The organism is Corallococcus sp. Z5C101001, from assembly GCF_007352635.1.
In the GTDB taxonomy this organism is placed as follows: Bacteria; Myxococcota; Myxococcia; order Myxococcales; family Myxococcaceae; genus Corallococcus; species Corallococcus silvisoli.
Genome location: NZ_VKLU01000025.1, coordinates 38,843 through 58,583 on the forward strand (window position 1 = coordinate 38,843; position 19,741 = coordinate 58,583).

Here is a 19,741-nt window from a genome sequence, read left to right on the forward strand (position 1 = left end):
AAGACCCGGGCCCCGTCCCCCGCGTAGAATGGGCGGCGGTCGCCAAGAGGGGTCCCCGCCGCCGTGCTCACCGTCACACCGCCTGATTCGAAGCCGCAGGACGCGTCCACCGAAGTGCCGGGAGTGCCAGCCACCGGAGCCGGGGGCCCGCTTCCGCCGGGGGCGAACGTCGCGGTCGCCACGACGGCGGGGGTGGCGGACCCGGACGACCTGGTCTCCACGGAGAAGACGCCCACGCTGGTGGACCGGGTGCAGGCGTTCCGCGCGAAGTACGAGCGGCAGGAGATGGCCCTCTTCTTCTTCGCGGGCTTCCTCTACGACGTCCTCACGCTGAGCCCCATCGACGATGCGCTCACGGAGGTGCAGAACTTCGCCTACCTGGCCATCCTCGCGGGCCTGCTGGTGCTGGAGCAGCGCTACCCCGAAGGCGTGGAGCCGCCCCGCTTCCTGGTGAAGGTGTGGCGCTTCCGCGAGGACGCGCTGCACTTCTTCCTGGGCAGCCTGCTGAGCGCCTTCACGCTGTTCCTGTTCAAGAGCTCCTCGGGCATCACGTCCCTGCTGTTCCTCGGGGGGATGTTCCTGCTGCTGGTGGCGAACGAGCTGCCGCGCTTCCGGCAGCTGGGGCCCGTCATCCGCGTGGCCCTCTTCAGCCTGTGCGTGACGCTCTACTTCGCGTCGCTCCTGCCGGTGCTGTTGGGCCGGGTGGGGTGGTGGATCTTCACGCTCTCCGTGGCCATGGGCTGCGGGAGCGTCTACGGGCTCCTGCGCGTGCTGCGGCGGTGGCGCCCGGACGCGGCGGTGCTGCTGCGCACGGTGGCGGTGCCCGGCTTCGGCGTGCAGGCGCTGCTGCTGGGGTGCTACTTCCTGGGCGTGATTCCGCCGGTGCCGCTGGCGGTGCAGTACAGCGGCATCTACCACGCGGTGAAGCGCGTCTCCCCGGGCGTGTATCACCTGACGTCGGAGGCGCGGCCGTGGTGGCGGTTCTGGACGGCGTGGCACCACGGCGACCAGGACTTCACGGTGCGGCCCGGCGAGCAGCCCGTGTACTTCTTCCGCATCTTCGCGCCCAAGGGCTTCGAGCGGTACCGCGTGCGCGTGCGCTGGTTCTTCGACCACCCGCAGAAGGGCTGGACGGCGCTGGGCAATGGCTACCTCGCCACGGTGAGCAGCAACGGCACGGAGGGCGGCTACCGCTACTACGCGCAGCCGGGCACCACGCCCAAGCCGGGCGACTGGCGCGTCGTGCTGGAGACGGAGGACGGGCACGAAATCAACCGCCTGGGCTTCACCGTCACCGCCGACACGCGCACGGAGCCGCGCCCCGTGAAGGTGGACGTGTCCACGCTCAAGGTCATCGAGCCCCTGCCGCTGGAGGAGTGGGAGAAGACGCAGCCTCCGGCGGCGGTGGCGGCGCCCGCGAACGAGGCTCCCGGCGCGCAGGGGGCCCCTGCGCCCGGGGCTCCGACGGCGCCGGCGCCTTGAGCAGCGTCACCTGACCCAGGAGCACGGGCACCGCCGTCTCCACGCGCAGGATGCGGGGGCCCAGGGAGAAGGGCTGGAAGCCGTGGGCCTCCAGCAGCTGGGCCTCGAAGGGCACCCAGCCGCCGTCCGGGCCAATGGCGAGCACCACGCGCCGGGCGCCCGCGACGCCCGCGGCCTGGAGGGGCTGCCGGGCCGGAGGGTGGGGCAGCAGGCGCAGGGCCTCCGTGCCGAAGACCGTGTCCAGCTCGTCCTCGACGAAGGGGCGGAAGCGCTCGCGCACCAGCACCTGGGGAGGGCGGGTGTCGCGGGCCTGCTCCAGACCCTGGTGGAGCAGCTCGCGCACGAAGGCCTCGTTGAGCACCTTGGAGTCGAAGTAGCTCTTCTCCACGCGGGCCGCGTTCACCAGCACCACCCGGTCCACGCCCAGGGAGGCCACCGCGGGCAGCACCTTCTTGAGCGCCTTGGGGCGGGGGATGGCCAGGAGCAGGTCCACGCCCGCGCGCGGGGGCGGGGCCTCGTCCAGGGTGACGCGCAGGTGGAGCAGGCCGGGGGCGTTCTCCAGGACCTCGCCCGCGCCGGTGGGGCCGTCCAGGCGGCCCACGCGCAGGGACTCGCCGGCTTCGGCCTTGAGGACCTCGCGGGCGTGCTGGGCGCGGCGCCCGGTGAGCCGGGCGGTGCCGTCCGGCTGGAAGTCCTCGTCGAAGAGCAGGAGCAGGTTCACGGTAGGCCCCATCTAGCCGTTCCCGGGCGGGCAGGGGAGGGGGCGGCCCCAGGAGAGGGGGGCGCGTGCTCCCGGCCCGTCCCCGCGGGGCCGTGATAAAGGGCCGGGCGTGCGTTCCTTCTGCATCCGGTGTCTGCGTCCCGAGAGCGCGTGCTACTGCGCGCACGTCCCCCAGCTTCAGACGCGCACGCGCGTGGTGTTCCTCCAGCACCCCCGGGAGCGGCGCGTGGCCATTGGCACCGCGCGCATGGCCCACCTGTCGCTGCCCAACTCGGAGCTGCACCGGGGCGTGGACTTCACCGGCCACGCGCGGCTGGAGGAGCTGGCCCGCCGCCCGGAGCGCGTCGCGGTGCTCTTCCCCGGCGAGGACGCCATCTCCGTGGAGGAGGCCCAGGCGAACCCGCCGGAGACGCTCATCGTCGTGGATGGCACCTGGCCGCAGGCGAAGAAGGTGGTGATGCGCAACCCGGTGCTCGCGGCGCTGCCGCGCATCGGCTTCGTGCCGCGCCGCCCGAGCAACTACCGCATCCGCGCGGAGCCCGCCGACCACTGCGTCTCCACCATCGAGGCGGTCGCGGAGATCCTGGGGCAGCTGGAGGGCAAGCCGGACTACTTCGACCGCATGCTGGGGGCGTTCGAGTTCATGGTGGACACGCAGCTGGACCGGCAGGAGTCGCGCACGGGGCCCGGCCGCCGCCGGCTCTACAAGAGCGAGTGGCGGCCGCCGCTGGAGCTGCGCTCGCTGGCGGAGGCCGCGGACCGGCTGGTGCTCTTCTACGCGGAGGCGAACGCGCACCCGTTGGAGGCGGCCATCGCGCCGGAGCTGGTGCACCTGGTCGCGTGCCGCCTCACCACCGGGGAGCGCTTCGAGGCGGTCATCGCGCCGGAGCAGCCGCTCGCGCACAGCACGTCGCTGCACGTCGAGCTGCCGGAGGAGACGCTGCTCGCCGGTGAGCCGCGCGCGGAGGCGCTCGCGCGCTTCGAGGCGTTCCTGCGGCCAGAGGACGAGCTGACGGTGTGGACGACGTTCGCCCTGGACCTGCTCTGGGCGGGGGGCCTGTCGCGCAGGCCCGCGCGCAACGTGCGGCTCGCCGCGGCGCGGGCCCTCAAGGGCAAGGCGGGCGGCGTGGAGCAGGCGGTGGCGCTGCTCAAGTCTCCGGACGTGGGGACGTGGGCCCGGGGCCGCGCTGGGCGGCGCATCAGCGCGTTGGAGTCCGTGGTGCGCGAGCTGGTGGCCCGTGGAAACGCCACCCAGCCGCCCGCGAAGCTGCCCCGCACCGGCACCGAGCGCTGAGGCCGGAGCCCTACGGGCCCATGCGGGCGCTGCTGACGTCCAGCGTCGTCGAACCGGAGCGCCAGGGCCGGGCCTGCTCGCGCACCCAGCGCCCGAACCGGGCGATGAGGTAGCAGCCCGCCAGCAGGGCCACGGACACGCCCAGCGCCGCCGCCATGCCCAGCCGGGGCCCGATGCGCTGCGAGAGGCCCGCGATGTCCGCCCAGCCGTACACCACCGGCAGGTGCAGCACGTAGATCCACAGCGAGAGGCGCCCCAGCGGCGCCAGCGCGCCACTCAGCCGCCGCGGCAGCAGGTTCACGGCCCCCAGCACCAACAGGCCCTGCGCCACGCGGTACATCACCATCGTGGGGCTGGTGGGCGTCCACTCGACGGGGACCCAGTGGGTGACCCCCAGCAGCGCTCCACCCAGCGCCAGCAGCGCGAAGCCCTGGGCCGGGCCCGGCTTCAACAAGTGCAGGCCGTGGGCGGCGAAGGCGCCCGCGAAGAAGAAGCCCGCCCAGGGGAAGAAGGGGAAGCGGCTGCCCTCGCCATTGCCGATGAACTGCTGCACCGGCACCGGGAGGTGCGCGCCCGCCTGCCACAGCACGGCGCTCGCCAGCGGGATGCCCACGGCCAGTCCGCTCAGCAGCAGCGCCCGCGCGCCCTGGTGCGGCGTCAGGACCAGCGCCACGGCGCCCAGGAGCAGCGACGCGCCAATGCACTGGAGCGCGTCGAACTGGAAGACCTTGCCCAGCATGGCGTCGGAGAAGCCCAGGTCGCGCACCGCGCCCCAGCCCGGCCAGTGCAGCAGGTAGCCCAGGAACAGCAGCAGGAGCGCCCGGCGGAACCGGCGGCCGAAGGAGTCCTTCGCCGCGCCCGGCTTCGTGCCCAGCGCCATCACCACCGCCCAGCCGCTCACCAGCAGGAACAGCGGCGCGGTGATGCCGCGCAGCTTCCAGTACTGCTGGACCCACGGGTGGTCGCGGAGCGCGGGCGCCAGCAGCGCATCCAGCGTGTGCCCCATCACCATGGCGAGCACCGCCAGACCCCGTGCGCCATCGAGCGCGGGGTGCCGGGTCTGCCGGAAGCTGAGCGCGGGGCCGAATCCGTTCAAAGCGGCACCGAGCATAAGCCCACCCGCGGGCCTCGTCTCCAAAACGCACCAACCGTGGGGGTCGGCAGGCGCGGAAAAGACCCCGGATTTCACTCTCAGCCCAGGTCGCACCCCGCGAGGGGGATGCTACAGGATGGATGCATGTCCATTCGCACCGCGTTCGCCACCGCCGCCCTCGGACTCCTCGCCGTCCCGCCTGCCGCCCATGCCGCGTCAGGGGATGACTGGTTTGGCAGTGACAAGCCCAAGCACTTCGCGGCGTGTCTGGCCGTCACGGGCGTGGGTTATGGCGCGGGCGCGGTCCTCTTTGATTCGCCGGGCGCGCGGGCGCTCACGGGCGTGGGATTGGGCTTGGGCGTGGGGGTCGGCAAGGAGGTGTACGACCGCGCTCGCGGCAAGGTCTTCTCCATGAAGGACCTGGCGTGGGACACGGCGGGCACCGCCACGGGGCTACTGGCCGCGTTCCTCGTGGACCGCTTCATCACCGAGGTGCTCCTGCCTCCGCCCCCCAGCGTCGCCGGAAGCGCTCGCGGCGGTCGCGGGCGCGTCCGGACGGGCGCGGCGCTCCACGAACTTCAGGAGCAGGTCGCGCTGCAGGCGCGGCTCCACGAGCAGCATGCGGCCTTCGGGATCATCGGTGTCGGAGACGAGCACGGTGACCTGCCCGCGCGGGCACTGGTTCATGCATCCGGTGGGCATGACGCGCACCTGTCCCCCGAGTCCGCGCCCGGCCAGCTCGCCCTGGAGCCAGCGCGGCAGGTCCTGACCGCCACCCCGGGCGCTCTTCGTCAGGCACTTGCGGCAGACGAGCACCTCCACCTCGCGCCCCTTGTCGCCCGTGTCGTCGTCCTGCATCCGTCGTCCTCCGAGGCGCACCGCTTCCAGGCGGATGCGCCGCTCCGAGCGCCCGGCCTGTCGTCGCCGGCACCGTGATGGACAAGGGGTAGCGGCGCCAGGGGTGTTCCGCAGGGAAGCGCCCTCTGTCCGCCGGGCCGCTGCCCGGGCAGGCGTTGCTGGACTGATGGAATGGGAAAGCCAGGAGGGTGGGTGCGGCGATTTGCCCCGGCGCCCACCCGCCAGGGCGCTGGTACGGTGCGCCCCGCTGTGTGTCGCTCGCGGAAGGCTCCCCACGTGCTGCGAAATCGACTGCTCCTTGGCCTCACGTTCTCCGTCATGGGCCTGGGCCCGCTCCCCGGCTGTGAGCGCGCTCCTGAAGCCCGCGAGGCCCCGCCCGTGACGCCGACCGCGCCGGAGGCGCCCGCGGTGAAGCCCGCGGCGCCGGACGCCGCGGCGGTGGCGAAGCTGGCCTCGCACTTCTTCCAGGCGCCGCGCGGGGAAGCGCCGCTGCCCGTGGACACCGAGGCGCAGGTGGCCCTGGGGCGCATGCTCTTCCATGAGCCCCGGCTGTCGAAGAACCACGACGTGTCCTGCAACAGCTGCCATGGGCTCGACACCTTCGGCGTGGACAACAAGGCGCTGTCGGACGGCCACCGGGGGCAGAAGGGCAGCCGCAACTCGCCCACCGTCTACAACGCGGCCCGGCACATCGCGCAGTTCTGGGATGGCCGCGCCGCGACGCTGGAGGCCCAGGCCGAAGGCCCGATGATGAACCCGGTGGAGATGGCCATGCCGGACGCGAAGCGCGTCGAGGTCACGCTCTCCTCCATGCCCGAGTACACCGCGCGCTTCCGCGCCGCCTTCCCCAAGGAGGCCCGGCCGGTGACGCTGGCCCACGCGGCCCGGGCCCTGGCCGCCTTCGAGCGCACGCTCACCACGCCCTCGCGCTTCGACCGCTTCCTCTCGGGCGAGCACGCCGCCCTCACCGCGCAGGAGCAGCGCGGCCTGGAGGCCTTCGTCACCACCGGCTGCACCACCTGCCACAACGGCCCGGCGGTGGGCGGCGCGTCGTTCCAGAAGCTGGGGTTGGTGGAGGCGTATCCGAACCTCACCGACGCGGGCCGCTTCGACGCGACGAAGAACGAGGACGACCGGGGCTACTTCCGCGTGCCCACCCTGCGCAACGTGGAGAAGACCGCGCCCTACCTGCACGACGGCAGCGTGAAGGACCTGCCCTCGATGGTGCGCCTGATGGGCCGCTACCAGCTGGGGCGCACGCTGAAGGACGGGGAGGTGGACGACCTGGTGGCCTTCCTGAAGAGCCTGACCGGGGAGCTCCCGCCCACGGAGCGCATCGCCGCGCCGCCCCTGCCCCCCAGCACGAAACGCACGCCCAAGCCGGATCCGTCGTAGCGTGAAACGTCGCGTCCCACCCCGCGGGTGCTAGATCCTCCAGCCCATGACCTTCTTCTTCCATCTCCACTCGGGCCTTCGCTACCTGGTGCTGCTGTCCGGCGTCATCGCGCTCGCGTACTTCGCGTTCGCGGTCGCCACGAAGCGGCCGTTCGACAAGGTGGGGCGCATCATCGGCGCGTCCTACTCCGGCTTCGTGCAGTTGCAGATGCTGGTGGGCATCCTGGTGCTCGTGACGCGCGGGTACTACCCGGCGCTCATCGGCCACATCGTGATGATGGTGCTCGCGGTGGGGGCCATCCAGGGCCCCTTGTCCGCGAACCGCCGCCGGACGCCGCCGGGCTACGTGCTGCCGCTGGTGGGCACCCTGGTGTCGCTGGCGTTCATCGTGGGCGGCATCCTGGCCATCCGCCCGGGCCTGTTCGTCTCCACCGCGTTCTGAGCGCCCGTTCCAGTGACGGGCGCGGTGAAGAGGCCGGCTCCTCGCGGGGCCGGTGCCCGCGCCTGTCCTCATGGCTGCGTGGGGCCCGCCCCCGCGTCACTGACGCGTGGGACGCGAGCGCCGACGCGAGGCCAGCGGCAGGAGCATGAGCAGGGCGGGAAGCAGCAGCCCGGAGCTGGTGCTGCAGCCGCCCTCGACCTCCAGGTCCTTCACGGGCCCCGTCCCTCCATCCGCGACGCCCGCATCCGCGCCGGTGCCCGCGTCGGCCGTGCCTGCGTCCGCGCCGGTGCCCGCATCCACGCCGGTGCCCGCATCCACGCCGGTGCCCGCGTCGCCGCCGGTGCCCGCGTCGGCCGTGCCCGTCGTGCAGTCCCCCAGCGAGTGCTCCAGCGCGCCCAGCGTGGACGCGGCCACCGTGGGCCGGGGCCGCGCGCAGAAGTCATCCGTCACCAGGGCGTTCCTCGTGCCCGCGCCGATCAGCGAGGACACGTCGCCCTTTCGCGTCAGGTCCCCCTGGAGCGGTGCCACGTACCAGGACGTCCAGGTGGCGGTGTCCACGTTCGCCCGGTTCGTGCCCGCCGTGAAGCTGGCGCCGTCGCGGGTGCGGATGGCGGACGACAGCACGTTGCCGTGGGCCTCGCCCGTGGTGGCCGCGAAGCGGAAGTCCACGCCCGTGGTGCCAATGAACGTGTTGAACAGCACTCGCGTGTTCGCGGCCTTGTTCAGATAGACGGCGACGTCCGAGCAGTTCGCGACGATGTTGTTGCGCAGCACTCCGTCCGAGTGCTCCGGCGTGCACGGCACGGACGCGTCGAAGGCCGGCGCGCAGAACTCCGGAGCCGTGCCACCTCCGCCGAAGGACAGCCCGATGCGCGTGTCTCCCCCGGGCGAGTCCTTCACGCACACCACGCGGTTGCGCTCGAAGAGGCCCCGCTTGCCGCCGCTCTTCATGAAGGCGCCATAGGCGATGCCGCCTTGCTTGGAGAAGTCATGCAGGTCGTTGTCGCGGACCACCCAGTCGTCACCGGTGTCGATGTTCAGCTTGGTGACCGGCGTGGCGGTCGCCCGCGCGTGCGTGTCGTGGATTTCATTGCGTTCGATGAGGCCCCGGTGGGGCATCTCCCAGACGCCGCTGGCGTTCTTCGCCGCGTTCACCTTGAGCTGCGCGTTGAAGTCGCGCACGCGGCTGTCGCGCAGGACGAACCCCTCCGCGTGGCCGGTGACGTGGAAGGCGTGCTCGCAGTCCTCGTCGCGCGCGCAGATGCCCTCCACCGTGAGGCTGTCGAAGGTCCAGTACCGGCCCGACACCTTGAACCCCTCCACCGCGTTGAAGCGGATGAGCGCCGCGTGGCGGTTGCGCGCGCGTACCGTGATGGGCTGGTCCTGGGTCCCCTCCGCGGAGCAGCCCAGGTTCGCGTTGACGGTGTACGTGCCGTCCTCCAGGACGATGTCGTCTCCGGCCTTCGCGGTGGCGAGCGCGGCCTGGAGGCCGTCCACGGAGGAGACGCTCTTCTGCGCGGCGCTGGCCGTGAGGGGCAGCAGGAGCAGCGCGAGGGGGACACTTCGCATGGGGACTCCCGGGGGAAGGGGTGCAGCGACCCTAGCGGATTCCCCAGGAAGGCAGGCGGCCTGACGGGCCCAGGCACTCTGGCCGCTAGGGAACCGGCGCCCGCGTGGACATCTCTCCTGCCATGTCATGCCATCCCAGACTCTCGCGGCGGGGACGTCCCCTCATCACGGCGGCAGGGCTGGCTGGGATGCTGCTGGCGTCGCCCTCGGCGTTCGCCCTGCCTGCGCGGGGAGCGCCCCTTCCGGAGTTCTCCGCGCGCGACCTGACCTCCGGCCCGCACGCGAGCGACGAGCTGAAGGGGCGGCCCGCCCTGGTGGTCATCATCACCGACAAGGACGCGGGCGCCGGGATGCGGCAGTGGTTCGCGGAAGCGGACCGGCGGATGCCGAAGTCCGTGCACCGCCAGTCGCTCATCACCCTCCATCTGCCGTTCTTCGTCAGCGAGGGCACCGCGCGCGGCAAGGCGAAGGAGCAGGTGCCCCGGGCCTACTGGAAGGACACCTGGCTCGACAAGAACGGCGACATGGGCAAGGTGCTGGACCTTGCTCCCAGCCATACGCCCTATGTCCTGGCGCTCGATGCTCGGGGCCACGTCATCGCGAGCATGCACGGTACGGCGGATTCCCCGGAGGCGCGGTCCATCTGGGCCGCGCTCTCCAGGTGAGGCGGATGGCCTAGTAGCGCCCGCCGCTATCCAGGATGGTCTGCAGCTTCGCCTTGTCGCTGGAGAACGCGAACGCCTGGTACAGCTGGTAGCCGTTCTGCGGATCCAACAGCGTGGGCCGCATGAGGCGCACCACCTCCAGCTTGTCGCTGGAGAAGGAGAACTGCTCCAGCAGGCTCAGCACGTGTGACACGAGGAAGTTCTCGTTCGGCGCCACCTGCGAGAGGATGCGCAGCTTCTCGCGCGAGCTGGACTCGCGGATCATCGCCTGGGAGATGCTGCGGAACTGCGCCTCCGCGACGGGACGCGGCGGGGGCGGCGGCGCCGGCGGGAGCGGGATGTTGCCCGGCGGCGGCAGGCCCGTGCCGTAGGGCGCGGCGTCGTCGATGTACTCGCTCAGCTTGTCCAGCTCCTCCATCGCGGCGCGGATGCCCTCGCGGCCCTTGTTGTCACGCGTGCGGGACATCGCGTCGCGCAGCGCGTTCTCCAGCCGGTCGATGCGGCGCTCCATCTGCTCGCGGTCGATGATGGCCAGGTTGCGCGAGGGCTGCGGCACCGGGCGCGGCGTCGAGTGGCCGGGGGGCGGCGCGCGGCGCAGCTCGGAGGCCGCGGCGTTGACGCTGTCCTCCGGGCGAGGCGCGGTCTGGGCGAGCGATGCGGCGGAGGTGAGCAGCGCGACAGCGAGGGTCAGGGCCTTCATGGTGTGCATCCTTGGGGGTGTTCGTCCTTCGCCCCATCTGACGGGACGAAGGGCCAGGCATTCAACCCCCCATTGACGCATCCTTGCCGGCCCCGGACCCCCGGCGGGAGGCGTCAGGGCGTCGCGCCGCGCTTGGAGACGACCTGCCCGTCGGCGCCAATCTCGTAGACGAGGGGCACGCCCGTGGCCAGCTCCAGCCCCACCACCGTCTCACCGGACAGCTTGTCCAGGCGCATCACCAGCGAGCGGTTGGAGTTGCCATGCGCCACGACGAGCACGTTCTTGCCCTGGCGCAGGTCGCCCGCGATGGCGCGGTCGTAGAAGGGCAGCACGCGCTTCGCGGTCATCTCCAGGGACTCGCCGTTGGGGGGCGGCACGTCGAAGGAGCGGCGCCAGACGTGGACCTGCTTCTCGCCGAACTCCTTGGCCGCGTCCGCCTTGTTGAGGCCCTGGAGGTCGCCGTAGTGGCGCTCGTTGAGGGCCGCGTCGCGGATGACCGGCGGGCGCTGGCCCAGCGTGTCCAGCAGGATGGACAGCGTCTCCTGCGCGCGGCTGAGCGCGGAGGTGTAGGCGACGTCGAACTTCAGGCCCTTCAGGGCGTCGGCCGCCTTGCGGGCTTCGCCGCGGCCCTGCTCGGTGAGGGGCACGTCCACGAAGCCGGTGAAGCGATTCTCGTGGTTCCAGAGGGACTGACCATGACGGACGAGGGCGAGGATGGGCATGGCCTCCCTGCTAGCCCAACCGGGGGGAGGCGGAAAAGAGGCAAGCCCCGTCCACCCGCCCGGCCCGTTGGCTCCCGGCCACGCCGGTCATCCGGTGGCCGGGGACTCCTGCTGGAGCCGCTCGCAGACGGCCGCCACCGCGCTCAGCGTGTTGAACAGGTCCACCATCCCCACCTGGAGCCCCAGGTCGTCCTCGATGCGGTTGGCCAGCATCGTCGCCAGCAGCGAGTTGCCACCCACCTCCAGGAAGTGGTCCTCCGGACGCACCGCGTCCACGCCCAGCAGCTCCTGCCAGTAGCCGGCCAGCCTCGCCTCCATCGGCGTGGGGGATGCGCTCTGCGTGCTCATGGCGGACTCCTCTTCCCGGGCGGATTGGCCGAAAACTGAGAAAAGAAGAATTACCGCGTCCAGAGGTCTCCGTCATCCCCATGTTTCCGGAATTCCCTGGCAGGCTTGGGGGCATGGACGACGCGAACGAGGTGGGCGCGGACGGCGTGCCCATGGCGGTGGCGGTGGTGGGGCTGGCCCTGCGCTTTCCAGGGGCGGAGGACGCCCGCCAGTTCTGGCGCAACTTGGCGGGTGGGGTGGAGTCCATCACCCGGCTGGACGCGGCGGGGCGCGCGCGGGCGGGACTGCCGCAAGGGGACGGGTGGATCACCGCGGCGGGGGAGGTGGCGGATCCGGAGGGGTTCGACGCGGCCTTCTTCGGGTACTCCCGGAGCGAGGCGGAGCAGACGGATCCCCAGCACCGGGCGTTCCTGGAGTGCGCGTGGGCCGCGATGGAGTCCGCGGGGTACGGCCCTCGGGGCCGGCCCATGCGCGTGGCGGTGTACGCGGGGGCGGGCTTCACGACCTATGGGGGGCGGGACGTCTCCGCGGGGCTGGTTTCGTCAGTGGGGCTGTCGGGGGACTTCCTGGCCACGCGGGTCTCGTACGAGCTGGACCTGACGGGCCCGGCGATGACGGTGCAGTCGGCGTGCTCCACGTCGCTCGTGGCGCTGCATCTGGCCAGTCAGTCCCTGCTCGCGGGGGAGTGCGACATGGCGCTCGCGGGGGGCTCGTCCATCCGGACGCCGCAGGTGGCGGCGCACCGTGCCCAGCAGGGCGGCATCCTGTCGCCGGAGGGGCGCTGCCGGCCTTTCGACGTGCATGCGGCGGGCACGGTGGTGGGCAATGGCGTGGCGGTGCTGGTGCTCAAGCGGCTGGCGGACGCGCTGGCGGACCGCGACCCCATCCGCGCCATCGTGCTCGGCACGGCGGTGAACAACGACGGTGGAGGGAAGACGGGGTTCGCGGCGCCGTCGGTCCACGGGCAGTCGGAGGTGATCCGGGAAGCCCTGTCGGTGGCGGGCGTGTCTCCCGCGGAGGTCTCCTACGTGGAGGCGCACGGGACGGCGACGGCGCTGGGAGACCCCATCGAGGTCGCGGCGCTCAAGCAGGCGTTCCAGGGTGCCCCCCGGGGGGCCTGCGGCCTGGGCGCGGTGAAGAGCAACTTCGGCCACCTGGACTCGGCCGCGGGCGTGGCTGGAGTCATCAAGACGGTGCTGTCACTGGAGCACCGGACGCTCCCGCCCACGCTGAACTTCACGGCGCCGCATCCGATGCTGGAGCTGGAGGAGAGCCCCTTCCGGGTCGTGTCGAGCCCGCGTGCGTGGGACGGGCCCCGGCCGCTGCGCGCCGGAGTGACCGCGCTGGGGATTGGCGGCACCAACGCGCACGTGGTGTTGCAGGAGGCGCCCGCCCTCCCCGAGGCGGATCCGCCCAGGCGTGGGGAGGAGCTGCTGCTGCTGTCCGCGAAGACGGAGGGGGCGCTGGAGCGGATGACCGCGGCGCTCGCGGAGCGGCTGCGCGAGGAGGCGGGCCCGGGCGGGGCTCCCGGCTGGCTCGCGGATGCCGCGCACACGCTCCAGGTGGGACGTGCGCGCTTCCCCTGGCGTCGCTTCGTCGTGGCCGGTCAGCCCGAGGAGGCCGCGGCGCTGCTGGAAGGGGCGCGGGGGGCGGACGCGTCCTCTCGGGTGCGCACCGTCCTCGAGGTGGGGGAGTCGCGCGGGGTGGCCTTCCTGTTCCCGGGGGGCGGCGCGCAGCGGGTGAACATGGGCGAGTCCTTCCTCCGCGAGCCCGCGTTCCGTGTGGCCATCGATACCTGCGCGGAGTGGCTTCGCGGTCCCCTGGGTGGGGACCCGCGGGAGGTGATGTTCGCGGGCCCCGAGCGGTTCGACGCCGCGTCCGCCGAACTGGACCGGCCGTGGTGGTCCCAGCCCGCGTTGTTCGTGTGCGACTGGGCGCTCGCCCAGCTGTGGCTGTCGTGGGGCGTGAAGCCGCAGGCGCTGCTGGGGCACTCGCTGGGCGAGTACGTGGCCGCGTGCCTCGCGGGGGTGTTCACATTGGAGGAGGCGCTGGGGCTCGTCGTCGCCCGGGGCCAGCTGATGGAGGCGATGCCCGCGGGCGGCATGCTGTCCGTGCTCGCGCCGGTGGAGCAGGTGGAGGCGCTCGTGGGCCCGGGCGTGTCGGTGGCGGCCATCAACGGACCTCAGACCTGTGTCCTCTCCGGGCCGCTGCGGGCCCTGGACGCCGCCGAACGGACGCTGACGGCGCGGGGCATCGAGCACAAGCGGGTGCGCTACTCGCGTGCCGCGCACTCCTCGATGCTGGAGCCGTTCCTGGAGGACTTCGCGCGCGAGGTGGGCCGGGTGAAGCTCCGCGAGCCCACGCTGCCTGTCGTGTCCAGCCTCACCGGCCGGTGGTTGCAGGCGCGCGAGGCGACGTCGCCGGACTACTGGGTCCGGCACCTGCGGCACACGGTCCGATTCTCGGAGGCGCTGGGCTGCCTGCTGGAGTCGGGCGACCGGGCCTTGATCGAAGTGGGGCCCGGCACGACGTTGACCGCGCTGGCCCGGCAGCACCCCGCGCGCAAGACGCAGCCCGCGCTGGCCACGCTGCCCACGAAGGGGGATGCCCCCGTGAGCGCCCTGTCCGCGCAAGGCGAGGCCTGGGCCGCGGGAGTGGACATGGACTGGGAGCGCCTTCGGGAGGGCGAGCGGCGCCGGCGCGTGGAGCTGCCGACCTACAGCTTCGACCGCGAGCACTACAGCCTGAACGATGTCCCGCTGGACGCGCGACGCCCGGGGGCAGGGGGCCCTGCTCCGGCAGTCCAGACGAGCTGGTCGCGGGCGCCGGGGGCTTCCCCGCGAGAGCGCGGTCCCCGGCGAGGTGAGCGTGTGGCGCCTCGTGATGGGACGGAGCGGAGGCTCGTCGAGTGCTTCCAGCAGGTGTTCCGGATCCAGGACGTGGGCATTCACGATGACTTCTTCGCGCTGGGCGGGGACTCGCTGATCGCGCTCCGCCTGCTGGCGATGATCTCCGAGCGCTTCGGCCAGCAGCTCGCGCTGAAGGAGATGCTGACCGCGCCCACGGTGGAGTTGTTGGCCCGGAAGCTGGGAGGGCGCGAGGAGGCCCCATCCCTGCCGCCGGGGGTGGCGTTGCTCCAGCAGGGCTCGCGCGGGCCCCCGCTCTTCTTCGTGCACGCGGCGGGGGGGCAGGCCGTGTTCTATCGCGAGCTCGCGCAGGCCATCGACGTGGACCGGACGGCGTATGCCTTCGAGGCGCGGGGCCTGGAGGCGGACGGGCCGCTGCACACGTCCGTCGACGCGATGGCGACCGCCTACCTGGAGGGCCTGCGCGCGTTGCAGCCAGCGGGTCCCTATCTCCTCGTGGGCGCGTCGTTCGGTGGCGCGGTCGTCTACGAAATGGCGCGCCGGTTGATGGTGGAGGGCCATGAGGTGCCGCTGTGCGCGATGCTCGACACGCCGGGGCCCGGCGATGTCCAGAAGGCCCGGGCGGGCGGTGTCGGCCTCGCCGGGGAGCCGGCTGCCATGGATCCCGAGCAGCAGCGGCGCTACGTGACGGTCTGGGAGGCGAACATGACGGCCCTTCGCGAATACCGGATGCCTCGCTTCGAGGGGGGCACCCTTCAGTTCTTCCGCGCGGCGACCGTCATCGAGCACATGCCAAGACATGTGGAACTCGAGTGGTTGGACTCAGGGGCGGTGGTCCGGGTGGAGACGGTGCCGGGTGATCACCTGTCGATGCTCACCGGCGAGAACGCCGCGGGCCTGGGGGCCCGGCTCGCGGCATTGCTTCCCTGAAGGAGGGCCTTCATGTCAGCGCTCCTCCATCGCTATTGGATCGAATTCCCCAAGGAGGCCGTCGTGAGCCAGCGGGGGCTGGGCATGGGCTGCGGCGTGACCGCCTATTCCTTGGACGATGCCCGCGGGCTCATCCAGGAGCAGCTCTTCCCGGGGATACCTCTGCCGCCCTTCGCGCGCATCACCGAGGACGTGGATGTGAGAACGCTTGAAGACAACCATGTCCTCCCCAACATCGGCGTGGTCACCTGGCGGGGGATCTGGTTCCCCTTCCTTCAAACCTCATGAGCGGACGACCCGGCTCAGCCAGCGCCGGGCCGCCCTCGCCGCTGCGCCATTCGCCGCATGTTCTCCCTTCGCTGGGCTCCCGTGTCGGGCGCGGATGCGGCGGGCGGTGCGTCGGTGGGCGATGACAGGTGTCCTGCGAGGGCGCGCACCGTGGGGTACTGGAAGAGCGTCACCAGCGGGACCTCGCGACCCACCCAGGGCGCGAGCTTCGCGTGGACGGCTTGGAGCAGGAGCGAGTTGCCACCCAGGTCGAAGAAGTTGTCGCTCGCGCCCACCCGCTCCAGGCCCAGCACTTGCGCCCACAGCGTCGCCAGCGTCTGCTCGAGCCCGGCCTCCGGGATGCGGTAGCCCTCGCTCAGGTCGGGCCGGTGCATGTCCGGCGCGGGGAGGGCCTTGCGGTCCGCCTTGCCGTTCACGGTGAGCGGTATCCGTTCCAGCACCACGAAGGCGGAGGGCACCGCGTGCTCCGCGAGCCACCGGCGCAGGGTGGCCCGCAGCGTGTCCACCTCGAGCGTGGCGCCTTCGCGGAGCACCACGTACGCGACCAGTCGCCGCTGCCCGGGCATGTCCGCACGCACGCTCGCCACGGCCTCCTTCACCTGCGGCTGGGCGAGCAGCGCCGCTTCCACCTCGCCCAGTTCGATGCGGAAGCCCCGTACCTTCACCTGCGAATCGGCGCGGCCCCTGAACTCCAGCGTGCCGTCCGCGAGCCAGCGCACCACATCGCCCGTGTGATACACGCGCGCGCCCGGCTCGCCCGAGAACGGATCCGGTCTGAACCGCTCCGCTGTGAGCGCGGGCTGGCCCAGGTAGCCGCGCGCCATGCTGGCGCCACCCAACGCGAGCCCACCCCACAGCCCGGCGGGCACGGGTTGCCCCGCGCCATCCAGCACGTATGCCCGCACGTTGGGCACCGGACCGCCGATGGAGGGGAGCACGCCGTCCGGCGCTTCGGACTCCACGACGCCGGAGGTGGAGATGACGGTGTTCTCCGTGGGGCCGTAGCAGTTGAGCCATTGGCCAGGCACGGAGGGCCCCGGACGGCGGTGCAGCACGTCACCCCCGATGTGCGCTCGGCGCAGGGGCATCCCCGTGGGCCAGGGCTGCTCCAGCGCGGCCTCCGCCATGGGCGTGGGCAGTTGCGCGAGCGTGATTCCCTCCTTCGCGAACCACCGCACCAGCCGCGCTGGCTCCGTGCGCACCTCCTCCGGGGGCAGGTGGAGGCTGGCGCCATGGGCGAGGGGCGGCCAGAGTTCAATGACGGCCGCGTCGAACGCGAGCCCCATCACGACCGAGGACCGGTCCACCGGAGTGATCCCTGCTTCGGCGTGGAATCCCGCGACGAGGTTGTCCAGGGCTCCATGCGCCACCATCACGCCCTTGGGCCGGCCCGTGCTGCCCGACGTGTAGATGACGTACGCGAGCGCTCGCGCGTCCAGCGGCACGTCTGGCGCGGTGTCCGGCTGCGTCTCCAGCGCGGGCTCCGAGTCCAGGCAGAGCACGCGCACCCCACTGTCCTCGAAGCGGGGCGCGAACGCCCGTCGGGTGATGACGATGGGGGCCCCGCTGTCCGCCAGCACGTGCCGCCACCACGCCTCGGGCCACGCCAGGTCCATGGGCAGGTAGGCCCCGCCCGCCTTGAGGATGCCCAGCGCGCCCCACACGTAACCGGGCGTGCGGTCCATGCACAGGGCGACCCGTGTCTCCGGCCTCACTCCCTCCTGGCGCAGCAGGTGCGCGAGCTGGTTCGCCTTCGCCTCCATCGTTCCGAAAGACAGCTGTTGGCGGTCGCCAGACAGCGCGAGCGCGTCGGGCCGGAGCCGCGCCTGCTCCGCGATGCGCGTCGGGACGTTCATGTCGCGGGGCACGTCGAGCGCGGTGTCGTTCCATGAGACCAGGAGCTGGTGGCGCTCCACCTGCGAGAGCAGCGGGAGCGACGAGACCGGACGCTCCGGGCTTCGCGTCACCTGCTCCAGCAGGCGCACGTAGTGCCCGGCCATGCGCTCCACCGTCGCCTCGTCGAAGAGGGCGGTGTTGTATTCCCAGTGCGTCACCAGCCCGATGGCGGATTCGCGCACGAAGAGCGTGAGGTCGTGCTTCGCGAGTCCTGGCTCGAAGGGCACCGGCGCGGTCTCCAGCCCGCGCAGGGGGATGGCGGGGAAGTCCTTGTAGAGCGCGAACACGGCCTGGAACACAGGCGTGCGGCTCAGGTCGCGGGGAGGTTGGAGGGCGTCCACCAACTGCTCGAACGGCAGCTCCTGGTGGGCGTACGCGCCCAGGCAGGTCTCGCGCACGCGGGCCAGGAGGGACTGGAAGCCCTCATCGCCAGACACCTTCACGCGCAGGGGCAGGGCGTTGACGAAGAAGCCGATGAGGCCCTCCAGCTCTCGGTGGTTCCGCCCGGAGATGGGCGAGCCGACCACCACGTCCTCCTGTCCGCTGTAGCGCGACAGCAGGGCCTGGAAGCCCGCCAGCAGCGCCATGAACGACGTGACGCCTTGCTGATGGCATAGCTCGCGCACGGCCGCATCCACCGCGGCGGGCACGCGCATGAGGAACGCCGCGCCCGTCTGGGACTGGACGGGAGGACGGGGCCGGTCGGTGGGGAGCTCCAGCGCGTGTGGGGCTCCATCCAGGTGCTGCTTCCACCACGCGAGCTGCGCGCGGAGCAGGTCCGCCTGCAACGCCGCGCGCTGCCAGCGGGAGTAGTCCGTGTACCGCAGGGGCAGGGGCGGCAGTTGGGGTGGCTGGCCTCGGGTGGCCGCGTCGTAGAGCACGCCCAGCTCGCGGCCCAGGACCTCCGCGGACCAGCCGTCCGTGATGATGTGATGCATGAGCAGCAGCAGCGCGTGATCCTCCGCGTCCAGCCGCACCAGCGTCGCCGTCAGCAGAGGCCCGGTGCGCAGATTGAAGACGTGGCGCATGCGCTGTTCGGCCCGCTGGCGGAGGGCGGCGTCACGTTCCTGGGGAGGTGTATCGTCCAGCCGCTCGAAGGCGAGGGTGAAGGGGACTTCGGGCAGGACGCGCTGCACGGGCTGGCCGTCCACCTCCGCGAACACCGTGCGCAGGGCTTCGTGGCGGTCGATGAGCGCCGAGAGCGAGCGCTCCAGCGCGGCCACGTCGAGCGGCCCCTTGCACCGGATGAACAGCGGGAAGCTGAACGCGAACCCCCCGGGCGTGAGCGTGTCGATGAACCACAGTCGCTGCTGGGGGAATGACTGGGGCGCGCACTCGCCGGCCTCCACCCGCACCAGGGGCGGGGCCTGGCGGGGACGGGCTTCCTGGCGCAGGGCTTCGATGCGCGCGGCCAGCTCCGCGAGCGTCGGGGCCTCGAAGAGCATGCGCACCGGCAACTCCATCTGGAGCGATTCACGCAGCCGGGAGGCCACCTGGGTCGCGAGCAGCGAGTGACCGCCCAGCTCGAAGAAGTGGTCCTGCGTGCCCACGCGCGCCACGCCCAGCAAGGGCGCCCAGATGTCCGCGATGAGCTTCTCCACGGCGGAGACCGGGGCCACATAGGTGGTGCTGGGAATGGCTTCTTCCGTCGGTACGGGCAGCCCGTTGCGGTTCACCTTCCCGCTGGGGGTGAGGGGGAGGAGGTCCATGCGCACGAGCGCGGAGGGCAGCATGTACTCGGGCAGTCGCCGGGCGAGGGCGTGGCGAAGCGCCTCGGGTGAGAAGGAGGCTTCGGGGTGGACGACGTAGGCCACGAGCCGCCTGGAGCCCGGGGTGTCCTCGCGGACAAGGGCGACGACGTCGCGGACGCCAGGGAGGGCGCGGAGGGCGGCTTCCACTTCGCCCAGCTCGACGCGGAAGCCGCGCAGCTTCACCTGGCCGTCGAGGCGGCCCAGGAACTCCAGTTGCCCATCCGCGAGCCAGCGCGCCTTGTCGCCCGTGCGGTAGAGGCGAGCCCCCGGCGTGGAGCTGAAGGGGGAGGGGATGAAGCGTTCGGCGGTCAGGTCCGGGCGAGCGTGGTAGCCGTGCGCGAGCCCTTCACCGCCGATGAACAGCTCCCCTGGGACTCCGATAGGGCAGGGGCCGCCGCGCACGTCGAGGACGTAACACTGGACGTTGGTCAGCGGCGTTCCGACGGGAGGCAGCGGGGGCCAGGAAGAGGGAGACCCGGATGCGCGCCATGCGCTGGCGGCGTGGGTCTCCGAGGGGCCGTACTGGTTCTCGAGGACGCATCCTGGAAGTCGCTCGAAGAAGGAGACGAGCGCGGGAGTCACCTGAAGCTGCTCACCCGCGGTGATGACCTCGTTGAGAGGGGGAAGCTCCGTGGCGGTGCGTGCCGCGTCGGCCAGGGATTGGAGCGCGACGAAGGGGAGGAAGAGCCGTTCGACGCGGTGCTGGGTGAGGAAGCGCAG

General features: G+C 72.1%; 14 protein-coding genes and 1 pseudogene. 8 read left to right on the forward strand and 7 right to left on the reverse strand.

The window, feature by feature from the left end; genetic code table 11:
• Positions 1-63: 63 nt before the first annotated feature.
• Positions 64-1,455 (forward strand): annotated as a pseudogene (locus FOF48_RS35315) (DUF2914 domain-containing protein); the annotation flags it as partial.
• On the opposite strand, the gene FOF48_RS37410 reads toward FOF48_RS35315, so the two are convergent.
• The gene (locus tag FOF48_RS37410; RefSeq protein WP_143909266.1) at positions 1,352-2,203 is read right to left on the reverse strand and encodes a 16S rRNA (uracil(1498)-N(3))-methyltransferase; all 852 of its coding nucleotides are present in this window, start codon (positions 2,201-2,203) and stop codon (positions 1,352-1,354) included. The pseudogene FOF48_RS35315 and the gene FOF48_RS37410 sit on opposite strands and share 104 nt — an antisense overlap.
• A gap of 109 nt (positions 2,204-2,312) precedes the next feature.
• Here FOF48_RS37410 and FOF48_RS35325 point away from each other — a divergent pair, with 109 nt between their 5' ends.
• Positions 2,313-3,497 carry a tRNA-uridine aminocarboxypropyltransferase gene (locus tag FOF48_RS35325; RefSeq protein WP_143909268.1) on the forward strand — a complete coding sequence of 395 codons (1,185 nt, stop codon included), beginning with the start codon at positions 2,313-2,315 and terminating at the stop codon, positions 3,495-3,497.
• A gap of 10 nt (positions 3,498-3,507) precedes the next feature.
• Here FOF48_RS35325 and FOF48_RS35330 read toward each other — a convergent pair whose 3' ends face one another.
• Positions 3,508-4,593, reverse strand: a complete 1,086-nt coding sequence (locus tag FOF48_RS35330) for an acyltransferase family protein (protein ID WP_255443033.1) — start codon at positions 4,591-4,593, stop codon at positions 3,508-3,510.
• Between the two features lie 141 nt (positions 4,594-4,734).
• Here FOF48_RS35330 and FOF48_RS36690 point away from each other — a divergent pair, with 141 nt between their 5' ends.
• From FOF48_RS36690 to FOF48_RS35350, 3 genes are all read left to right on the forward strand, one after another.
• Positions 4,735-5,526 carry a hypothetical protein gene (locus tag FOF48_RS36690; protein WP_186002204.1) on the forward strand — a complete coding sequence of 264 codons (792 nt, stop codon included), beginning with the start codon at positions 4,735-4,737 and terminating at the stop codon, positions 5,524-5,526.
• A 198-nt stretch (positions 5,527-5,724) separates the two neighbouring features.
• The gene (locus FOF48_RS35345; protein WP_143909270.1) at positions 5,725-6,843 is read left to right on the forward strand and encodes a cytochrome-c peroxidase; all 1,119 of its coding nucleotides are present in this window, start codon (positions 5,725-5,727) and stop codon (positions 6,841-6,843) included.
• A gap of 46 nt (positions 6,844-6,889) precedes the next feature.
• The gene (locus FOF48_RS35350) at positions 6,890-7,285 is read left to right on the forward strand and encodes a hypothetical protein (protein ID WP_143909272.1); all 396 of its coding nucleotides are present in this window, start codon (positions 6,890-6,892) and stop codon (positions 7,283-7,285) included.
• A 96-nt stretch (positions 7,286-7,381) separates the two neighbouring features.
• On the opposite strand, the gene FOF48_RS35355 is transcribed toward FOF48_RS35350, so the two are convergent.
• Positions 7,382-8,854, reverse strand: a complete 1,473-nt coding sequence (locus FOF48_RS35355; protein WP_143909274.1) for a chondroitinase-B domain-containing protein — start codon at positions 8,852-8,854, stop codon at positions 7,382-7,384.
• Between the two features lie 188 nt (positions 8,855-9,042).
• On the opposite strand from FOF48_RS35355, the gene FOF48_RS35360 reads away from it, so the two are divergent.
• On the forward strand, positions 9,043-9,519 hold the full coding sequence (locus FOF48_RS35360; protein WP_143909276.1) for a hypothetical protein: 477 nt from the start codon (positions 9,043-9,045) through the stop codon (positions 9,517-9,519).
• Between the two features lie 10 nt (positions 9,520-9,529).
• On the opposite strand, the gene FOF48_RS35365 is transcribed toward FOF48_RS35360, so the two are convergent.
• From FOF48_RS35365 to FOF48_RS35375, 3 genes are all read right to left on the reverse strand, one after another.
• A complete protein-coding gene (locus FOF48_RS35365; protein ID WP_143909278.1) occupies positions 9,530-10,219 on the reverse strand; it encodes a DUF4476 domain-containing protein in 690 nt (229 codons plus the stop codon).
• 113 nt (positions 10,220-10,332) lie between these two features.
• On the reverse strand, positions 10,333-10,941 hold the full coding sequence (locus FOF48_RS35370) for a 2,3-diphosphoglycerate-dependent phosphoglycerate mutase (RefSeq protein ID WP_143909280.1): 609 nt from the start codon (positions 10,939-10,941) through the stop codon (positions 10,333-10,335).
• An 87-nt stretch (positions 10,942-11,028) separates the two neighbouring features.
• Positions 11,029-11,289 (reverse strand): phosphopantetheine-binding protein, encoded by a 261-nt coding sequence (locus FOF48_RS35375; RefSeq protein WP_143909281.1) that lies wholly within the window; start codon positions 11,287-11,289, stop codon positions 11,029-11,031.
• Between the two features lie 113 nt (positions 11,290-11,402).
• On the opposite strand from FOF48_RS35375, the gene FOF48_RS35380 reads away from it, so the two are divergent.
• A complete protein-coding gene (locus FOF48_RS35380; RefSeq protein ID WP_143909283.1) occupies positions 11,403-15,086 on the forward strand; it encodes a type I polyketide synthase in 3,684 nt (1,227 codons plus the stop codon).
• Between the two features lie 12 nt (positions 15,087-15,098).
• Positions 15,099-15,374: a hypothetical protein gene (locus FOF48_RS35385; RefSeq protein ID WP_143909285.1), complete on the forward strand. Its 276-nt coding sequence runs from the start codon at positions 15,099-15,101 to the stop codon at positions 15,372-15,374.
• A gap of 14 nt (positions 15,375-15,388) precedes the next feature.
• Here the strand turns inward: FOF48_RS35385 and FOF48_RS35390 are convergent.
• The coding region (locus tag FOF48_RS35390) for a non-ribosomal peptide synthetase (RefSeq protein ID WP_143909287.1) at positions 15,389-19,741 on the reverse strand (4,353 nt) is incomplete at its 5' end.